Origin of the sequence: Pseudomonas taiwanensis, assembly GCF_013393345.1 — a bacterium.
In the GTDB taxonomy this organism is placed as follows: Bacteria; Pseudomonadota; Gammaproteobacteria; order Pseudomonadales; family Pseudomonadaceae; genus Metapseudomonas; species Metapseudomonas resinovorans_C.
In genome coordinates, this window is record NZ_QJRF01000075.1 from 38163 (window position 1) to 53070 (window position 14908).

At 65.8% G+C, this 14908-nt stretch carries 11 protein-coding genes; 3 read left to right on the plus strand and 8 right to left on the minus strand.

Annotated features, from left to right (window positions below; translation table 11 throughout):
• Positions 1 to 52 precede the first annotated feature (52 nt).
• The 5 genes from DM872_RS26750 to mnmC form a co-directional block, all read right to left on the minus strand.
• Complete coding sequence (locus tag DM872_RS26750; RefSeq protein WP_179062233.1) at positions 53 to 1246, minus strand: osmoprotectant NAGGN system M42 family peptidase; 1194 nt, start codon at positions 1244 to 1246, stop codon at positions 53 to 55.
• Positions 1247 to 1326: 80 nt separating this feature from the next.
• Positions 1327 to 3072: an N-acetylglutaminylglutamine synthetase gene (ngg, locus tag DM872_RS26755; protein WP_179062234.1), complete on the minus strand. Its 1746-nt coding sequence runs from the start codon at positions 3070 to 3072 to the stop codon at positions 1327 to 1329.
• A 4-nt stretch (positions 3073 to 3076) separates the two neighbouring features.
• Positions 3077 to 4846: an N-acetylglutaminylglutamine amidotransferase gene (locus DM872_RS26760; protein WP_179062235.1), complete on the minus strand. Its 1770-nt coding sequence runs from the start codon at positions 4844 to 4846 to the stop codon at positions 3077 to 3079.
• 169 nt (positions 4847 to 5015) lie between these two features.
• Entirely contained in the window at positions 5016 to 5765 is a 750-nt protein-coding gene (locus DM872_RS26765) for a sulfite exporter TauE/SafE family protein (protein WP_179062236.1), read from the minus strand.
• A 2-nt stretch (positions 5766 to 5767) separates the two neighbouring features.
• On the minus strand, positions 5768 to 7738 hold the full coding sequence (gene mnmC / locus DM872_RS26770; RefSeq protein ID WP_179062237.1) for a bifunctional tRNA (5-methylaminomethyl-2-thiouridine)(34)-methyltransferase MnmD/FAD-dependent 5-carboxymethylaminomethyl-2-thiouridine(34) oxidoreductase MnmC: 1971 nt from the start codon (positions 7736 to 7738) through the stop codon (positions 5768 to 5770).
• A gap of 243 nt (positions 7739 to 7981) precedes the next feature.
• Between mnmC and pap the strand changes: the two genes are divergently transcribed.
• A complete protein-coding gene (gene pap, locus DM872_RS26775) occupies positions 7982 to 9469 on the plus strand; it encodes a polyphosphate:AMP phosphotransferase (protein ID WP_179062238.1) in 1488 nt (495 codons plus the stop codon).
• A 104-nt stretch (positions 9470 to 9573) separates the two neighbouring features.
• Entirely contained in the window at positions 9574 to 10758 is a 1185-nt protein-coding gene (locus tag DM872_RS26780; protein WP_179062239.1) for a thiolase family protein, read from the plus strand.
• Positions 10759 to 10939: 181 nt separating this feature from the next.
• Here the strand turns inward: DM872_RS26780 and DM872_RS30600 are convergent, their stop codons facing one another.
• Positions 10940 to 11149 (minus strand): DUF6316 family protein, encoded by a 210-nt coding sequence (locus tag DM872_RS30600; protein WP_256873489.1) that lies wholly within the window; start codon positions 11147 to 11149, stop codon positions 10940 to 10942.
• A 221-nt stretch (positions 11150 to 11370) separates the two neighbouring features.
• Here DM872_RS30600 and DM872_RS26785 point away from each other — a divergent pair, with 221 nt between their 5' ends.
• Positions 11371 to 12336 (plus strand): DMT family transporter, encoded by a 966-nt coding sequence (locus DM872_RS26785; RefSeq protein ID WP_179062240.1) that lies wholly within the window; start codon positions 11371 to 11373, stop codon positions 12334 to 12336.
• Between the two features lie 514 nt (positions 12337 to 12850).
• Here the strand turns inward: DM872_RS26785 and DM872_RS26790 are convergent.
• Positions 12851 to 13474: an NAD(P)H-dependent oxidoreductase gene (locus DM872_RS26790; RefSeq protein ID WP_179062241.1), complete on the minus strand. Its 624-nt coding sequence runs from the start codon at positions 13472 to 13474 to the stop codon at positions 12851 to 12853.
• Positions 13467 to 14861, minus strand: a complete 1395-nt coding sequence (locus DM872_RS26795; protein WP_179062242.1) for a class II fumarate hydratase — start codon at positions 14859 to 14861, stop codon at positions 13467 to 13469. The genes DM872_RS26790 and DM872_RS26795 overlap by 8 nt, the downstream gene beginning before the upstream one ends.
• Positions 14862 to 14908 lie beyond the last annotated feature (47 nt).

Genomic DNA, 14908 nt, shown 5'->3' on the forward strand with positions numbered 1-14908 from the left:
GCAGCCTTCGTAATGAGCATGGGTGGCACTTTGCTCCTGGCGGGATCGCCCTTCAAGGGCCGGTGTCACCCTTTCCCACAAGACTTTCCACGGTCGGGACGCGCGTCTCGCTCTCCATCTGCGCGTCGTGTTCCAACTGGTGGCTGAAGGGTTCGAGGGACTGCTGGCTGGTCACCGCATCGCTGGCGAACACCGGCGGGCTCATCAGGTAGGCGCCGAGCAGCCGGGTCAGGGCCTCCAGGCTGTCGATATGGGTGCGCTCGTAGCCGTGGGTCGCGTCGCAACCGAAGGCCAGCAGGGCGGTGCGGATGTCATGGCCGGCGGTGACCGCCGATTGCGCATCGCTGTGGTAGTAGCGGAACAGGTCGCGGCGCAGCGGGATGGAATGCTCGTCGCCGAGCTTCAACAGGTGCCGGGAAAGGTGGAAATCGTACGGGCCACCGGAATCCTGCAGGGCCACGCTGACCGCGTGTTCACTGGAATGCTGGCCGGGGGCGACCGGCGCGATGTCGATACCGACGAATTCGCTGACGTCCCACGGCAGCGCCGCAGCGGAACCGGAACCGATCTCCTCGGTGATGGTGAACAGCGGATGACAATCGATGGGTGGCACCAGCCGTGCTTCGGCGATGCCCTTGAGGGCGGTGAGCAGGGCGGCGACGCCGGCCTTGTCGTCCAGGTGGCGGGCACTGATATGGCCGCTCTCGGTGAATTCCGGCAAGGGGTCGAAGGCGACGAAATCGCCGATCGAAACACCCAGGCTTTCGCAGTCGGCCCGAGTAGCGCTGTAGGCATCCAGGCGCAGTTCGATGTGGTCCCAACTGATGGGCAGGCTGTCCACCTGGGTGTTGAACGCGTGCCCTGATGCCAGCAAGGGCAAGACGCTGCCGCGCAACACGCGGCTGTCGCAGAACAGGCTCACGCGGCTGCCTTCGGCGAAGCGGCTGGACCAGCAGCCAATGGGGGCCAGGGCGAGTCGGCCGTTGTCCTTGATCTCGCGGACGATGGCGCCAATGGTGTCGAGGTGCGCCGACACGGCGCGGTCCGGGCTGTTCTGGCGGCCCTTGAGCGTGGCGCGGATGGTGCCGCGCCGGGTCAGTTCATAGGGAATGCCGATTTCGTCGAGGCGCTCGGCCACGTAGCGCACGATGGTGTCGGTGAATCCTGTGGGGCTGGGAATGGCGAGCATTTCCAGCAGTACCTGTTGCAGGTAGGCGAGGTCGGGTTCGGGGAGTCTCTTGCTCATGACATCTCCTGTGGTGCGCGGGTCGTTCAGACTGATCGTGGGAGCGAATTCATTCGCGAATGAATTCGCTCCCACAGGTTTCAGGCCGAGGGCGCTCGCGTCAGCGGGAACAGCAGGTCGATGAAACGCTCCGCCACGGGCTGCGGCTGGTGGTTGGCCAGGCCGGCCCGCTCATTGGCTTCGATCAGCACGTAGTCCGGCTGGTCGGCGGAAGACACCAGCAGGTCCAGGCCGACCATCGGGATTTCCAGCGTGCGTGCGGCAAGGATCGAGGCTTCGGCCAGGGCCGGATGCAGGGTCGCGGTGACGTCCTCCAGGGTGCCGCCGGTGTGCAGGTTGGCGGTGCGGCGCACGACCAGGCGGGTGCCCGCGGGCAGGACATCGTCATAGGTGTAGCCCGCCGCGCGCAGGGTGCGCTCGGTTTCGGCGTCCATCGGGATACGGCTTTCGCCTTGGGTGGCGGCCTGGCGTCTCCGGCTCTGGTGCTCGATCAGCAGGCGCAGCGTTTGCTGGCCGTCGCCCATGACCTCGGCGGGGCGGCGGATGGCGGCGGCCACGATTTCGTAGTTGATCACCACCACGCGCAGGTCGGAGCCTTCGTGGCAGCTTTCCAGCAGCACGCGGCTGTCGAAATGTTCGGCGGTGGCGATGGCGGTCTTCACTTCGTCCAGGGTTCGCAGGTCGACCGCCACGCCATGGCCCTGCTCACCGTTCACCGGCTTGACGACGAGGCTGCCGTGTTCGGCCAGGAAGGCGGCATTCGCCTCGTCGCTGCTGGCCAGGCACTGGAACGGCTGCCTGATCCCCACGCGGGCCAGTGCGCGGTGGGTGAGTTGCTTGTCCTGGCAGAGGGTCATGCTCACGGCGCTGGTGAGGTCACAGAGGGATTCACGGCAACGGATGCGCCGGCCACCGTGGTTGAGGGTGAACAGTCCGCCCTCGGCATCGTCCACCTGCACTTCGATGCCGCGGCGCAGGGCCTCGTTGACGATGATGCGCGCGTAGGGATTGAGCTTCTCCTCCGGGCCGGGGCCGATGAACAGGGTCTGGTTGATGCTGTTCTTGCGCTTCACGGCGAAGGTGGCCAGCTCGCGGAAGCCGAGCTTGGCGTAGAGCGCCTTGGCCTGGCGGTTGTCGTGCAGTACCGACAGGTCGAGGTAGTTGAGCTCGCGGCTCATGAAATGTTCCACCAGATGGCGTACCAGGGCCTCGCCGACACCGGGGCGGCTGCACTGCGGGTCCACCGCCAGGCACCAGAGGCTGGAGCCGCCTTCCGGGTCGTGGAAGGCCTTGCGGTGATTCAGGCCCATGACGGCGCCGATCACCTGGTTGTCGCGCTCGTCCTCGGCCATCCAGTAGACCGGCCCGCCGAGGTGGCGAGGGGTGATGGCGTCCTGGTCCACCGGCAGCATGCCGCGGCAGCGGTAGAGCTGGTTGACCGCCTGCCAGTCGGCTTCGCTCTGGGCGCGGCGGATGCGGAATCCCCGGAAGCCCCGGCGCGCCGGGCGGTAATCGGGGAACCAGAGGCGCAAGGTGTCGGACGGGTCGAGGAACAGTTGCTGGGGTGCCTGGGCCAGCACTTGCTGGGGCGCGGCGACGTAGAGGGCGATATCGCGCTCGCCGGGCTGCTCGGCGAGCAACTCGCGGGCCAGGCTGGACGGGTCAGGGAAGGTGTGGCCGAGCAGCAGGCGACCCCAGCCGCAGTGGAGTATCTGCGGTTCCTCGTGAGGCGCCTGGTGGCCCTCGGCAAACTGGGCCTGGAGGCGCTGGTAGGAGGGCGCCTGGCCACGCAGGAGGCGCTGGCTGTGCAGGGTATGGGCTTTCATCGATTCAGAGTCCCTGTTGGTTGAGCCAGAGATTGAGAGCGGCCATCTGCCACAACTTCGAACCTCGCAGCGGGGTGATGTCTTCCGTGGGGCTGGCGAGCAGCCGCTCGAGCATCGCCGGCTGGAACAGGCCGCGGTCCTGGCTCGGGTCCAGCAGCAGTTCACGTATCCAGTCGCGGGTCCGGCCTTCCAGGTGCTTGAGGCCAGGCACCGGGAAATAGCCCTTGGGTCGGTCGATCACTTCATGGGGAATGACCTTGCGCGCAGCGGCCTTGAGTACCGCCTTGCCGCCATCGCCGAGCTTGAAGCGGGAGGGGATGCGCGCCGAGAGTTCCGCCACCCGGTAGTCGAGGAAGGGCACGCGCGCTTCCAGCCCCCAGGCCATCGTCATGTTGTCCACCCGCTTCACCGGGTCGTCCACCAGCATCACCGTGCTGTCCAGGCGCAGGGCCTTGTCCACGGAGTCGAGGGCGCCGGGCTGCTCGAAGTGCTGGCGCACGAAGTCGCCGGCCAGGTCCTCGGTGAGCCAGGCCGATTGCACCGTGGCCTGGTATTCGGGGTGGGCGCGATCGAAGAAGGCCGCACGGTAACTGTTGAACGGGTCACGGGTATCGGCCAGGGGCGGATACCAGTGGTAGCCGCCGAACAGTTCGTCCGCTCCCTGGCCGCTCTGCACCACCTTGCAGTGCTTCGACACTTCGCGGGAGAGCAGATAGAAGGCGATGCAGTCATGGCTGACCATGGGTTCGCTCATGGCCGTGAAGGCCGCCGGGAGTTGTTCCAGTACCTCGCGCTCGTCGATCCGCAGTTGCTGGTGGCGGGTGCCGTAGTGGCGGGCGATCAGGTCGGAGTACTCGAACTCGTCGCCGCGCTCGCCGCCGGCATCCTCGAAGCCGATGGAGAAGGTCGCCAGTTGCTCCACGCCGGTCTCGGCCAGCAGGCCCACCAGCAGGCTGGAGTCCACCCCGCCGGAAAGCAGCACGCCCACCTCGCGAGCGGCGCGTTGGCGGATCGATACGGCATCACGCAGGCTGGCCAGCAGGCGGTCGCGCCAGTCGTCCATGCCAAGGCCCTGTTCGTCCTCGTGCGCGCCGTATTCCAGTTGCCACCAGATGCCCTGGCTGCAATTGCCGTCCGCGTCGATCTGCATCCAGCTGGCCGGCGGCAGTTTCTCCACACCCTTGACCAGGGTGCGGGGCGCGGGCACCACGGCGTGGAAGTTGAGGTAGAAGTTCAGCGCTTGTGGGTCCAGCCCGGTGTCCAGGTCGCCGCCCTTGAGCAGGGCCGGCAGGCTGGAGGCGAAGCGCAGGCGTTGATCCGTGCGCGAGAGGTACAGCGGTTTGATGCCGAGGCGGTCGCGGGCGAGGAACAGGCGCTGCCGGTCCCGTTCCCAGATGGCCAGCGCGAACATGCCGTTGAGCCTCGGCAGCATGTCCTTGCCCCAGGCGTGCCAGGCCTTGAGCAGCACCTCGGTGTCACCGTCGGAATGGAAACGGTAACCCAGGGCCAGCAGTTCCTTGCGCAGTTCGGGGTAGTTGTAGATGGCGCCGTTGAACACCATGGCCAGGCCCAGTTCGGGGTCCAGCATGGGCTGCCCGGAGGCTTCGGCCAGGTCCATGATCTTCAGGCGTCGATGGCCCAGGGCGATCGGGCCCTGGCTGTGCAGGCCCCAGGCGTCTGGGCCGCGGGGTGCGAGGTGGTGGGTGATCCTGTCGAGGGCAGCCAGGTCGGCCGGTTGTTTGTCGAAACGAAGTTCTCCAGAAATGCCGCACATAAGTCCTTACCGGTGTTGCCGTTGGGGAGTTCGTGCCGCCTTTTGCAGCAGGCACTAAGGGTCCGACCCCTGTGCACTTCTGTGAGTTTTATACCGTTTGGTTATGAAACAGCGACCTCAAAACCTGTCCATGACCTCAAGCGGGATACGCGCCGATCATGGACGGTTCTCAGGTGAAGAGTTTCTGTGCTGCCAGGGACAGGCTCACGGCCACCAGCATCAGGGCGAACAGCCGTTGCAGGGTGGCGCCGCGCAGGCGCGTGGCCAACTGGTTACCCCAGAGCACGCCGACGGCACCGCCGGCCGCCAGACCGCCGAGCAGGGCCATGGGTGGCTGGGCACCGGTGAGATATAGAAGGAAACCGCCGCCGGAAACCAGCGCAATCACCGCCATCGAAGTGGCCGTGGCAGCCAGCATCGACAACGGTGTGTACCAGAGCAGCGCCGGTACGACGAGGAACCCGCCACCGACGCCCATCACCCCGGACAGCAGGCCGACGCCAGCACCGATCATTACCAGCGGCGTGCTTCGCAACGGGCCGGTAGCGCTCTTCGGCAGTGCCGCACCGCGCCACATGCGCCATGCGGACCAGAGCACCAGAAGGCAGAAACCGAGGATCAGCACCGTTTCCGGAATGAAGCGGCCCACCCACTGGCCGACGGCATTGCCGGGCAGCCCGCTGATGGCCAGCAACAGTACCGGACGCCAGGCCACCATCCCTTGGCGGGCGCGGGGAATGGCACCAATAGCGGCGGACAGGGCGACCGCGCCCAGGCTCACGCCGATGGCATCGCGCAGCGGCAAGTGCAGACTGAGGAGCAGGGGCAAGGCCACCAGCGATCCGCCGGCACCAGTCAGGCCCAGCAACAGGCCGAGCACACCGCCGATCACCAGGGCTTCGATCAGGAGCAGATCCATGTTCAGGCGCTCCTGCCGCGAATCAGGCGGCGCAGGGCAAAACGGTTGGGATGGCAGGCCTCAGCTACCGCGCGGGGCACCGGCAACGGTTCGTCATCCAGCCAGGCGGCCAGCAGTTCACCCGATAGCGGCGCGGTGATCAGGCCGCGCGAGCCGTGGGCACTGTTCACATAGAGGCCGTCGAGCCACGGTGCTGCCACATCCGGCACCTGGCGCGCGTCCTTGGCCAGCACCGCGTAGGTTTCGGCGAAGGCTTGGGCATCGGCCAAGGGGCCGACGATGGGCAGGTAGTCGGGCGTAGTACAGCGGAATGCGGCGCGGCCTTCGAGGCGCGCGGGTTCCAGTTCAGCGACGCGCAGGCGGCGGCCGAGGTCGGGGGAGATTTCGTCCAACAACTCCAGGTTGCCGGCATGTTCCGCAGCGGTCGGCGTGATGTCCGTGCTGTGGAAGTCGAAGCTGGCGCCCAGGGTGTGTTCGCCATCGCGTGGCGGCGCCACATAGCCTTCGGCACAGAGCACTGTGCCCAGGCCCGCGCTCTCGGCGGTGGCCGGCAGGCGGCTGATCTGCCCACGGATGCGCTTGAGTGCGAGGCCAGAGGCTTGGGGAAAACGCAGCACCTCGGCGGCACCGGCCAGCACCACAACGGGCGCTGAGGCCAGGGTGACGTCGCCGGCGCGGGCGTGCCAGCGACCCGCTTCCTGGCGCAGCTCCAGCGCTTCGGCGTGGCTGACCAGGTGGATGTTCGGATGCCCGGCCAGCAGTTGGCACAGGGCCGGCGGGTGGACCCAGCCGGCGTCGGGATAGAACAGGCCGCCCGCGGGCAGTGCGACGCCCGACAGGGCTTCGGCCTCGCTGCGGTCGAGGCTGTGCAGCAGGTCGGCAGGGAAGGCCTCGGCCAGCTTGGCCTGGCGCTGTGCTTCCTTGTCGTCGAAGGCCAGCTGCAGCACGCCGCAGGCCTGCCAGTCGCGGCCTTGCTCCAGCCGCTGCAGCAGCCGGCGGGTATGTCCGAAGCCGCTGAGGATCAGCCGGGAAAGGGGCGTGCCATGGGCAGAAAGCTTGAGGTAGAGCACCCCTTGTGGATTTCCAGAAGCCTCACGGGCGGGGGCGTCATGACGCTCCAGAAGGGTCACCTGCCAACCACGGGCTGCCAGGCTGGCGGCACTGGCGCAGCCGGCGAGCCCCGCGCCAACCACCAGGGCTTCACGGCGCTCCGGCACGAAGCGCGGACGGGCGAACCAGGGTTTGCTGGCATCGAGGCAGGCCTGCCCCTCGAAGTGGCCCTGGCTCATCTCCCATTTCTTGCCAAAGCCCGGCGTGCGCTTGATGGCGAAGCCCGCCTCCTTCAATGCACGGCGCACAAAACCCGCGGAGGTGAAGGTGGCGAGCGTGGTGCCGGGGCCGGACAGTCGCGCCAGTTGGGCGAAGAGGGTGGGGCTCCACATTTCCGGGTTCTTCGCCGGGGCGAAACCGTCGAGGAACCAGGCGTCGATACGGGCGTCCAGCTCCGGCAGGCAGTCCATGGCATCCCCCACCAGCAGGGTCAGCACCACCCGGCCATTGTCCAGGCTGAAACGCTGGAAGCCGGGGTGCACGGCCACGTACTGGCCGATGAACTCGGCGGTGAGCGGCGCCAGTTGCGGCCAGAGGGCCAGGGCGCGCTGGATGTCGTCGCGGGAGAGGGGGAATTTTTCCACGCTGACGAAATGCAGCCGGGCGTCGGCCGGTGCGTGTTGCACGAACAATTGCCAGGCGCAGAGGAAGTTCAGCCCGGTACCGAAACCGGTTTCGCCAATGCAGAAGCGCCCGCCGGCCGGCAATTCGCCGAAACGTCGGGTCAGGTCGTTGCCATTGATGAATACATGATGGGTTTCGTCGATGCCCGATGTCGGGGAGAAGTAGACATCGTCGAACTCCCGCGACAGCGGTTGGCCCTGGTCGTCCCAGTCGAGTCGGGCGTGGTGGAAGTCGGACATGGAGGTTTCCGAGACTGCGAAGCGCGAATGTTAGCCGATCGGGGTTGGCTCTGAGATTGGAATTCCGGCTTTTCTTGTGGGGGCGAATTCATTCGCTTAGCAGGTCGCAGACCTGCCCTGCTTGGGGCTGCTGCGCAGCCCTTTGCGAATGAATTCGCCCCCACAATCGGAGTGCCCCTCTGGAAAGCCCCACAGGCAGCCCCTCATCCGCTACCTTTTCTCCATCACGCCAAGGAGGTCTGCATGTTTGAATCCGCCGAGATCGGCCACTCCATCGACAAGGAAACCTACGAGAAGGCCGTGCTGGAACTGCGCGAAGCCCTGCTGGAGGCGCAGTTCGAGCTGAAGGAAAAGGCGCGGTTCCCGGTGCTCATCCTGATCAACGGCATCGAAGGCGCCGGCAAGGGCGAGACGGTCAAGCTGCTCAACGAATGGATGGACCCGCGCTTGATCAACGTCGAGAGTTTCATGCGTCCTACCGATGAAGAACTCGCGCGGCCGCCGCAGTGGCGTTTCTGGCGCAAGCTGCCGCCCAAGGGGCGCATCGGCATCTACTTCGGCAACTGGTACAGCCAGATGCTCCAGGCTCGCGTCGAGGGCGATATCAAGGATGCCCGCCTGGACCAGGCGATCAATGATGCGGAAGGCTTCGAGCGCATGCTTTGCGACGAGGGTGCGCTGGTCCTCAAGTTCTGGTTCCACCTTTCCAAGAAGCAGCTCAAGGGGCGCCTCAAGGCCCTGGAGAAGGACCCCCAGCGCAGTTGGCAGCTCAATCCGCTGGACTGGAAACAGAGCCAGGTCTACGACCGCTTCGTGCGCTTCGGTGAGCGCGTATTGCGCCGTACCAGCCGCGACTACGCGCCGTGGTACGTGATCGAAGGTTCCGACGAGTATTACCGCAGCCTCAGCGTCGGTCGCATCATCCTCGAAGGGTTGCAGGCGGCACTCGAACAGGACTCCGGCCGCAAGCCGCACACCCGCGCGGCGCCACTCATGTCCAGCCTGGACCGGCGCAGCCTGCTGGATAGCCTCAACCTCCAGCTCACGCTGGAAAAGGACGCCTACAAGGATCAACTGGCCATCGAGCAGGCGCGCCTGAATGGCCTGATGCGCGACAAGCGCATGCGCGGCCACGCACTGATGGCGGTGTTCGAGGGCAACGATGCGGCCGGCAAGGGCGGTGCCATCCGCCGCATCACTGGCGCGCTGGACCCACGGCAGTACCGTACCGTGCCGATCGCCGCGCCCACCGAAGAAGAACGTGCGCAGCCCTATCTCTGGCGTTTCTGGCGGCATGTGCCCGGTCGCGGCCAGTTCACCATTTTCGACCGCTCCTGGTATGGCCGCGTGCTGGTGGAACGGGTCGAGGGCTTCTGCGCCCAGGCGGACTGGCTGCGTGCTTACGGCGAGATCAACGATTTCGAGGAGCAACTGCACAACTACGGCATCGTGCTGGTGAAGTTCTGGCTTTCCATCGACAAGGACACCCAGATGCAGCGCTTCAAGGAGCGCGAGGCGGTGTCCTTCAAGCGCTACAAGATCACCGAGGAGGACTGGCGCAATCGGGACAAGTGGGACCACTACGTCGACGCCGTGGACGACATGGTCGACCGCACCAGTACCGAGATCGCGCCCTGGACCCTGGTGGAGGCCAACGACAAGCGCTATGCGCGGGTGAAGGTTCTGCGCACCATCAACGATGCCCTGGAGGCCGCCTTCAGGAAGGATTGAGCAAAGGATGGGCGCGCATACGCGGGGTGAATGATCGTGGTGCCTGAATATGGGCCGCAACTATGCTCGCCCCACTATCCCTCCCAACTGGAACGAGGTGCGTCATGCGTGAAGTGGTGATCGTCGACAGCGTGCGGACTGGCCTGGCCAAGTCCTTCCGCGGCAAGTTCAACATGACCCGGCCGGACGACATGGCCGCCCATTGCGTGAACGCGCTGCTGGCGCGCAACGATATCGACCCGGCGCTGGTGGACGATTGCGTGGTCGGTGCCGGTTCCAACGAAGGCGCCCAGGGCCACAATATCGGCCGCAACGTCGCCGTGCTTTCTGGGCTGGGCGTCGGCGTCGCCGGCATGACCCTCAACCGCTACTGCTCCTCGGGCCTGCAGGCCATCGCCATCGCCGCCAACCAGATCGCCTCGGGATGCAGCGACGTGATGGTGGCCGGCGGCGTCGAGTCCATCACCCTCACCCTGAAGAGCATCAACCAGGACAACTTCGTCAACCCGCGCCTGAAGCTCGAACACCCCGGCATCTATTACCCCATGGGGCAGACCGCCGAGATCGTCGCGCGCCGCTACAACGTGACCCGCGAAGCCCAGGACCTCTATGCCCTGCAGAGCCAGCAGCGCACCGCTCGGGCCCAGGCAGCAGGCCTGTTCAACGATGAAATCGTGCCGATGAGCGTGAAGTACTTCGTCGAAGACAAGGCTACTGGCCAGAAGAACATCCTGGACGGCGTGGTCGACCGCGACGACTGCAACCGCGCCGACACCACCCTGGAAGGCCTGTCTTCCCTGAAACCGGTGTTCTCCGAGGATGGCTCGGTGACCGCCGGCAACTCCTCGCAGTTGTCCGACGGTGCCTCCATGACCCTGCTGATGAGCCTGGACAAGGCGCTGGAGCTGGGCCTGAAACCGATCGCGTACTTCCGCGGCTTCACCGTTGCCGGATGCGAGCCAGACGAAATGGGCATCGGCCCGGTGTTCTCGGTGCCGAAGCTGCTCAAGGCCAAGGGCCTGTCCATCGACGACATCGACCTCTGGGAACTGAACGAAGCCTTCGCTTCCCAGTGCCTCTATGCACGTGATCGCCTGGGCATCGACAACGAGAAGTACAACGTCAACGGCGGGTCCATCTCCATCGGCCACCCGTTCGGCATGACCGGCTCGCGCCAGGTCGGCCATCTGGTGCGCGAACTGCAACGTCGCGACAAGCGCTTCGGCATCGTCACCATGTGCGTTGGTGGCGGCATGGGCGCCACCGGGCTGTTCGAGGCGTATCGCTGAGAGCTGTGTTGCCCGCTTCTTGTGGGGGCGATTTCAATCGCTATGCGGACCGCAGGTTCGCACTGCGGTGTCGAGTGGGGCAGCTGCGCTGCCCCTAGCGAATGAATTCGCCCCCACAGAAAGGCAGCTCCACGGACAAGAAAAACCCGCGCCTGGCGCGGGTTCTTTCATTGCGGGGCACTCATCGGCCCCGGAGCGCGAAGAGGGCGCTGGATTGATGGATGCGGCGAATGTACAAGGCGATCTCCCGCTCTGCATCCACACGTGTGAAGAAGGGTCCCTCCAGCGTCCCTTCGCGGGTGGAAAAGAAGTACTGACCGTTCACGGCGCTGACCCGCTCACTCCGATAGTGGGTGTTTGAGGCCGCGTCGCACGCACGTCGACCGAACATCGGACCACCTCCGTCTTGCATTGGCAATTTCAGTCTAACCAGCGCTGACGAGCGTGCTCTGGGGCTCGACGGGCGGCTATCGGCGAGGATCCCGGTGCGACAGGTACAGTTGTGCCGTTGACAGAGCGGAAACTGTTCCTGTGCCCTGATAGCGGACCCTCCTAGAATGGCCTCTCCCTTTTCGCCCGCCGCCAGGCGTGCGCGCTCCTCCTGAGGTCTCCATGCATATCACCTCCGGCCGTTGGGTCTACGGCCTGCTCCTTGCCCTGGTTACGGCCGTGCTCTGGGGCGTCCTGCCCATCTGGCTGAAGGAAGTCCTGCAGACCATGGACCCGGTGACCGTCACCTGGTACCGCCTGATCGTCGCGGGCTCGCTGTTGTTCCTCTATTTGGGCGCCAACCGCCGGCTGCCGGCAATCCGTCCGCTGGGCGCGCGTGGGCGCTGGCTGGTGGTCCTGGCGGTGGGCGGACTGACCGGCAACTACGTGCTGTACCTGATCGGCCTGCGCATGCTCAGCCCGGGCACCACGCAACTGGTGATCCAGGTGGCGCCGATCCTGTTCCTGCTGAGCAGTCTTTTCGTCTTCAAGGAGAGCTTCAGCCTGGGCCAGGCATTCGGCCTGGTGGTGACGGTGCTGGGCTTCGGTCTGTTCTTCAACCAGCGACTGGAGGAATTGCTGACCTCCATGAGCGAGTACACCCTGGGCGTAATGGTGATCCTGCTGTCGGCCTTCGTCTGGACCTTCTACGGCCTGGCGCAGAAGCAACTGCTGAGCCACTGGAGTTCGGCGCAAGTGATGATGGTGATCTACCTCGGTTGCGCCGCGTTGCTGACGCCCTGGGCGCACCCCATGGAACTGCTCAACCTCAGCCCGCTGCAGGGCTGGCTGCTGCTGGCCTGCTGCCTGAACACCCTGATTGCCTATGGCGCCTTCGCCGAAGCGCTGGCCCACTGGGAAGCCTCTCGGGTCAGCGCCACCCTGGCGATCACCCCGCTGGTGACCTTCGCCAGCGTCGCTGCCTGCGCTGCATTCTGGCCGGACCATGTGCAGCCGGAGGAGATCAACCTGATCGCCTATGCCGGTGCGGTGTTCGTTGTAATGGGTTCGGCCCTCACCGCCTTGGCCCCATCGCTGGTGCGCAGCTGGCGCGCGCGGCGTGAGGCGGAGGCAACCAGCTCCCTGTAGGTTGCGGCTGAGCAACGCGAAGCCCAACGCCTTTCCGGGTTGCATTGTTGGGCTTCGCTGCGCTCTGACCAACCTACGACTCGGCTCAGCGGCGCGTCCCGAGCGTTTCCGCTCGCTGTAGGTTGTGGCTGAGCTATGCGAAGCCCAGCACCTGTCTGGGCTCCGCTGTTGGGCTTCGCTGCGCTCAGCCCAACCTACCTCTCCCTAGCAGGGTGTCCCGAGCGTTTCCGCTTCCTGTAGGTTGTGGCTGAGCTACGCGAAGCCCAACGCCTTTCCGGGTTGCATTGTTGGGCTTCGCTGCGCTCAGCCCAACCTACCTCTCCCTAGCAGGGTGTCCCGAGCGTTTCCGCTCGCTGTAGGTTGTGGCTGAGCTATGCGAAGCCCAACACCTGTCTGGGCTCCGCTGTTGGGCTTCGCTGCGCTCTGACCAACCTGCGGGATTAGTCCGTAGGATGGGTGGAGCTTGCGATACCCATCAGCCGTGTCCGCATGGGTATCGCTGCGCTCTGACGGCTCAGCAGCGAGTTCCGAGCGTTTCCGCCTTGCGCAGCCAGGTCTGGCGTTGTTCCTCGGAGGAGGGGCGCACCGGGGAGAACTCGGTCAGGCGGCGGGTCTTGATGCCGCAGAAGCCGAGAATCGTGCGCACCATCTGCCGGTGCGCGGGCGCACCGTAGATCCAGCGGAAATACCAGGGCGGCGTATCCAGGGTCACCAGCAGGTCGGCGGTGCGCCCGGTCAGCAACTTGTCCCAGGCCTGTGTCTGCTGGCCGCGATAGCGGAAGGCGAAGCCGGGCAGGAAGACGCGGTCGAAGAAGCCCTTGAGCAGCGCAGGTAGGCCGCCCCACCAGACCGGATAGACGAACACCAGGTGCTCGGCCCAGTGAATCTGCCGCTGCGCTTCGAGCAGGTCAGGCTCCAGGTTCTGGCTCTGGTCATACCCCTCGCGCAGCACCGGGTCGAAATGCATCTCACCGAGCTTCAGCAGGCGCACCACATGGCCTTCGCTGCGCGCGCCCTGGGCGTAGGCTTCGCTCAAGGCATGGCACAGGCTGCCGCCCTTCGGGGTGCCGAGGATCATCAGGATGCGCTTGCCATCGCCTTCCAGCGGCGTAGCGCCGTGCTTGACCGTCTCAACCATGTTGACCGGCCTCCAGCATGCTTTCCGGTCGCACCCAGGCGTCGAACTCCTCCTCGGTCAGGTAGCCCAGCGCGAGGGCCGCTGCGCGCAGGGTGGTGCCCTCGGAGTAGGCCTTCTTGGCGATCTGCGCGGCCTTGTCGTAGCCGATGTGCGGGTTGAGCGCGGTGACCAGCATCAGTCCGCGTTCCAGGTGTTCGGCCATGCGCGCTGAATCCGGCTCCATGCCGGCCACACAGTGCTGCTGGAAGTTGCGGCAACCGTCGCCGAGCAGACGGATCGACTGCAGCAGGTTATGCACGATCACCGGCTTGAACACGTTCAATTGAAGGTGTCCCTGGCTGGCGGCGAAACCGACGGTGGCGTCGTTGCCCATCACCTGGCAGGCCAGCATCGACAGCGCCTCGCACTGGGTGGGGTTGACCTTGCCCGGCATGATCGAGCTGCCCGGCTCGTTCGCCGGCAGGCGTACTTCGGCCAGGCCGCCACGCGGGCCGGAGCCCAGCAGGCGCAGGTCATTGGCGATTTTCATCAGGGCCACGGCGAGGGTCTTGAGGGCACCGGAGAGGTTCACCAGCGGCTCATGGCCGGCGAGGGCGGCGAACTTGTTGGGTGCCGAGACGAAATGCAGCCCCGACAGCGCCGCCAGTTCGGCCGCCATTGAGTCCGCAAAACCGTGGGGGGCATTGAGGCCGGTGCCCACGGCCGTACCGCCCTGGGCCAGTTCCAGGACCGCGGGCAGGGCGGCGCGTATGGCCTTGTCGGCGTAGTCGAGTTGGGCGACGAAGGCCGAGAGTTCCTGGCCGAAGGTGATGGGCGTGGCGTCCATCATGTGCGTCCGGCCGGTCTTCACCAGATGGGCGTGACGGGCGGATTGCTCGGCCAGGCCGCCGGAGAGTTCGGCTATGGCTGGCAGCAATTCCTGCTGTACCGCCTTGGCGATGGCGATATGCATCGCGGTGGGGAAGCAGTCGTTGGAGCTCTGGGCGAAGTTCACATGGTCATTGGGGTGGACCGGGCTCTTGCCGCCGCGTTGTCCGGTGGCGAGTTCGTTGGCGCGGCCGGCGATCACCTCATTGACGTTCATGTTGCTCTGGGTGCCGCTGCCGGTCTGCCAGACCACCAGCGGGAACTGCTCATCGTGCTTGCCAGTCAGCACCTCGTCGGCGGCCTGTTCGATCAGCCTCGCGACGTCCGGCGGCAGGTCGCCGTCGCGCCCATTGACGCGGGCGGCGGCCTTCTTGATCAGGGCCAGGGCGTGCACCAACGCCAGGGGCATACGTTCGCCACCAATGGCGAAGTTCTCCAGTGAGCGTTGGGTCTGGGCACCCCAATAGGCGTCATCGGCGACTTCGACTGGCCCCAGGCTGTCGGTTTCTGTGCGGCTCATTTGGGTTGGCTCCGGCTATTGATTCCGCAGTTTAGGCTCTCTCTCCC